This is a genomic window from Oscillibacter sp. CAG:155, from assembly GCA_000436875.1.
Taxonomy (GTDB): Bacteria; Bacillota; Clostridia; order Oscillospirales; family Oscillospiraceae; genus Oscillibacter.
In genome coordinates this window covers 5,644-8,743 of the sequence record FR890857.1, presented here as the reverse complement: position 1 = coordinate 8,743, position 3,100 = coordinate 5,644, and the positions used below count along the sequence as shown (strand labels likewise).

Sequence of the window (3,100 nt, the reverse complement as noted above, 5' to 3'; positions counted from 1 at the left end):
CGACGTGGTGGCCTTCGGCAGCCGGGTGCTGGACAAGTCGGAGCCCAAGTATATGAACTCGTCAGAGACCCCGGTCTACTCCAAACGGCGGGTGCTCTACGGGCTGAACCTGGCCAAAAAGACCAAGCGTCCCAACATCATCCTCTGTGAGGGCAACCTGGATATCGTGACGCTCCACCAGGCCGGCTTTGACAATGCGGTGGCCTCCATGGGCACGGCGCTGACGGTGGAGCAGACCCGCCTGCTCTCCCGCTTCACCAAGGAGCTGGTGCTCTGCTATGATAACGACAATGCCGGCAAGATCGCCACGGAGCGGGCTTTGCAGATCCTGAACAACTCGGAGTTTTCCGTGAAGGTGCTCCAGCTGCCCCGGCGGCTGGTGGACGGCGAATATGTCAAGCAGGACGCCGATGACTTCATTAAATACCAGGGGGCGGACGCCTTCGAGCGGCTGCTCACCGGCAGTGAGAACGGTGTGGAGTTCCGGATGGAGCAGGTGGCCGGAAAGTACGATCTTTCCAGCGACGAGGCCCGGGTGGCCTACTGTGAGGAGATCAGCACGCTGCTGGCGGGCCTTCCCAGCGCGGTGGAACGGGAGATCTACACCGTCCGGGCGGCGGAGACCGCCAAGATCTCTCCGGAGGCCATGCGGCTGGAGGTCCAACGGGCCTTCAAGCGCCGTCTCTCTCAGGAGAAACGGACGGAGCTGCGCAAGGACCTCAATCCGGCGGCGCGCCTGCAGCCCAAGGAGCGGACCCTGCGCTACGACAACATCCGCTCCGCCCGGGCGGAGGAAGGGCTGCTGCGGCTGCTGATTCTGGATGAGAGTCTCTTTCCCGCTCAGCCGCCCCTGCGGGAAGATCAGTTCTCCTCTCCCCTGCTGGGCCGGGCCTTCACCCTGCTCTGGCAGGCCCGGGAAGACGGCCGGACGGTGACGCCGGCGGTTTTGAGCGAGGCTCTGACGCCGGAGGAAATGAGTCACATCTCCGCCGTATGTCAGCAGCCGGAATCCCCGCAGCACGCGAAGCAGGCGTTGGCGGATTACATACGCATCGTACAGGAAGAATCGGACAAACGGGCCGGCAGTCAGGCGGCAGATCCCCTGCTGGCGGCGACAGAAAAATACAAAGACAAGAAGGGTACTGGAGGAAAGCAGCATGGCTAAAAATTTGGAAGATATGACCCCCGCGGAGCTCAAGGCACAGGCGGACGCGCTTCTGGCCGCCGACCGTAAAAACTCCGCCCCGGAGAAGGAGGTCGGCAAGCCGGCTGCCAAGAGCGGAAAGAAAACCAGCCGGAAAAAGAGCGAGGCAGCTCCCGCGGAGCCCATGCGTCTTTTGACGGATGAGGAGGCCAAGAAGGCCGGCATCCTCCGGCTGGACGACAAGCAGGTGGCGGCCCTTCCCGCCGCCAGCTGGCTCATCAGCAACGAAAAGCTGCGGGAACTGCTGGCCAAGGGCAAGAAGAAGGGCAAGCTGGAGTCCTCTGAACTGATGGACGCCGTGGACGATCTGAACCTGGAGAGTGAGCAGATGGATCAGCTCTACGACTCTCTGGAGGCCCTCAACATCGACATCAGCGCCGACGAGGACCTGCTGCCGGACCTGCCGGAGGACGAGCCCGCCGCTGAGGAGATCGCCGATGTGGAGGAAGAGGAGCTGGTGGACCCCAATACCCTGGTCAACAGTTTCTCCATCGACGACCCCGTCCGCATGTACCTCAAGGAAATCGGCAAGGTGCCTCTGCTCTCCCCCGATGAGGAGATCGATCTGGCCCAGGCCATGTCCGACGGTGCGGAAGGCAGACCCCCGGGGGGCGCTCATCNNNGCCAGCTGGACGATATCCAGCGCCGCCGGGACGCCGGTGAGGAGATCACCGAAACGCCGGAGCAGATCGCTGCCATCAAATCCACCTATCGGAAAGGTGAGACCGCCAAGCAGAAGCTGGCGGAGGCGAATCTGCGTCTCGTGGTCTCCATCGCCAAGCGGTATGTGGGCCGCGGCATGCTGTTCCTGGATCTGATCCAGGAGGGCAACCTGGGCCTCATCAAGGCCGTGGAGAAGTTCGACTACACCAAGGGCTACAAGTTCTCCACCTATGCCACCTGGTGGATTCGGCAGGCCATCACCCGGGCCATTGCCGACCAGGCCCGCACCATCCGCATCCCCGTCCACATGGTGGAGACCATCAACAAGGTCATCCGGGTCAGCCGTCAGCTCCTGCAGGAGCTGGGCCACGATCCCTCCCCCAACGAGATTGCCGCGGAGATGAACATGCCCGTAGACAAGGTCCGGGAGATCCTGAAAATCGCCCAGGAGCCGGTGTCTCTGGAGACCCCCATCGGTGAGGAGGAAGACTCCCATCTGGGTGACTTTATCCCCGACGAGGGCGCCAGCGAGCCCAGTGAGGCCGCTTCCTTCACGCTGCTCAAGGAGCAGCTGATGGACGTGCTGTCCACCCTGACTCCCCGGGAGGAGAAGGTGCTCAAGCTGCGCTTCGGCATTGAGGACGGCCGTACCCGCACGTTGGAGGAAGTGGGCAAGGAATTCAACGTCACCCGGGAGCGCATCCGTCAGATTGAGGCCAAGGCCCTCCGGAAACTGCGCCACCCCAGCCGCTCCAAGAAGCTCAAGGACTTTTTGAACTGAGCCAAGCAGCAAAGAAAGACCGGTATGCGGACATTCCGCATACCGGTCTTGTTCTTTATTACAGACCCAGCAGCCAGGAAGAAAGCTGGAAATAGATCAGCAGCGACATGGCGTCCACTACTGTGGTGATGAGGGGACTGGCCATCACCGCCGGGTCCGTGCCCAGCCGCTTTGCCAGGATGGGCAGCAGGCTGCCCACCAGATCCGAGAGCACCACTGTGGCCACCAGCGTCAAGCTGACGGTGGCCGCCACACCGAAGCCCACGGAGGTCATCACCATCAGCCGCACAAAGTTCACCACCGCCAGCGCCGCCGCGCACAGCCCGCTGACCTGCAGCTCCTTCCACAGCACCCGCATCCAGTCGCCAAAGCCCACCTGCCCCAGGGACAGTCCCCGGATCACCATCACGGAGGACTGGCTGCCACAGCTTCCGCCGGGGTCCATCAGCCTG

Annotated in this window: 3 protein-coding genes; 2 read left to right on the top strand and 1 reads right to left on the bottom strand. The window is 62.8% G+C overall.

The annotated features are described in order from the left end of the window. Positions 1–1,165, top strand: a 1,165-nt coding sequence (locus QZL67_RS02525; protein ID WP_292919716.1) for a toprim domain-containing protein, incomplete at its 5' end; no start/stop codon positions are given. Between the two features lie 163 nt (positions 1,166–1,328). Beyond that, positions 1,329–2,648 (top strand): RNA polymerase sigma factor RpoD, encoded by a 1,320-nt coding sequence (gene rpoD / locus QZL67_RS02520; RefSeq protein WP_373887777.1) that lies wholly within the window; start codon positions 1,329–1,331, stop codon positions 2,646–2,648. A gap of 58 nt (positions 2,649–2,706) precedes the next feature. Here the strand turns inward: rpoD and QZL67_RS02515 are convergent, their stop codons facing one another. Continuing rightward, positions 2,707–3,093: a magnesium transporter gene (locus QZL67_RS02515; RefSeq protein WP_292919714.1), complete on the bottom strand. Its 387-nt coding sequence runs from the start codon at positions 3,091–3,093 to the stop codon at positions 2,707–2,709. Between the last annotated feature and the right edge of the window lie 7 nt (positions 3,094–3,100).

Bases quoted from the DNA above. Each gene is read 5' to 3' on its own strand.
- QZL67_RS02515 (WP_292919714.1), bottom strand. From the start codon at position 3,093: ATGGACCCCGGCGGAAGCTGTGGCAGCCAGTCCTCCGTGATGGTGATC.